At 50.8% G+C, this 671-nt stretch carries 1 protein-coding gene; it reads right to left on the minus strand.

All coding sequences use genetic code 11. The features are described from left to right. Nucleotides 1-539, minus strand: a 539-nt coding sequence (locus HMPREF1627_RS01775; RefSeq protein ID WP_234305198.1) for an LCP family protein, incomplete at its 3' end; no start/stop codon positions are given. Nucleotides 540-671: the final 132 nt, after the last annotated feature.

The following is a 671-nucleotide window of genomic DNA, read 5'->3' on the forward strand; positions in this document are numbered from 1 at the left end:
GTTAGGAAATTGAAATCTGCGTTCTGAAGCGCCTTGAAGTCCGTACCTAAATCAAGGATCGTGCTCAGGCTGAACGCTTCATCAACAGCCACATATGGACTTACGGTGTTGTAAAGGCTCAAGAGGTTTGCTGGGTTTGAGAGAGTCTCGCGTGTCAATACTTTGTCCGCAACTGTTTTCATCCATAGTTGTTGGCGTCGAACCCTGTCGAAATCACCGCCCGGAAGATTCTTCCGCTCCCGTACAAAAGCAAGAGCCGCTTCTCCATCGTAAGTTTGTGTGCCTTCTGTGCTCGTAGTCATGGTTACGCCACCTAGTGCGTCGGTTAGAGCCGAGAATGAGGTGAAATCAACCACGGCTACGTGATCTATGGGGATTCCGGTTAGTTGCTCTACAGTGGCGATGGTGAGGGTAGGGCCCCCGTAAGAGAAGGCTGCGTTGATTTTTTGTTTGCCGTATCCGGGAATGTCTACCCAAGAATCACGAGGGATGGAAATGACATTAACTGATTCGCGATCGCCGGCAATCTGAAGAATCATGAATGCATCTGTACGTTGCGCCCCCTTGACCCACTGACTTGGATCCCCGGCCGATATGCGAGAGTCAGTTCCCAGCATAAGGAAATTAATCGGCTTGCTCGTGTCCGATTTAGGGTGCGATGGACGGGGTTC

Source organism: Actinomyces sp. S6-Spd3 (genome assembly GCF_000758755.1).
Classification (GTDB): Bacteria; Actinomycetota; Actinomycetes; order Actinomycetales; family Actinomycetaceae; genus Pauljensenia.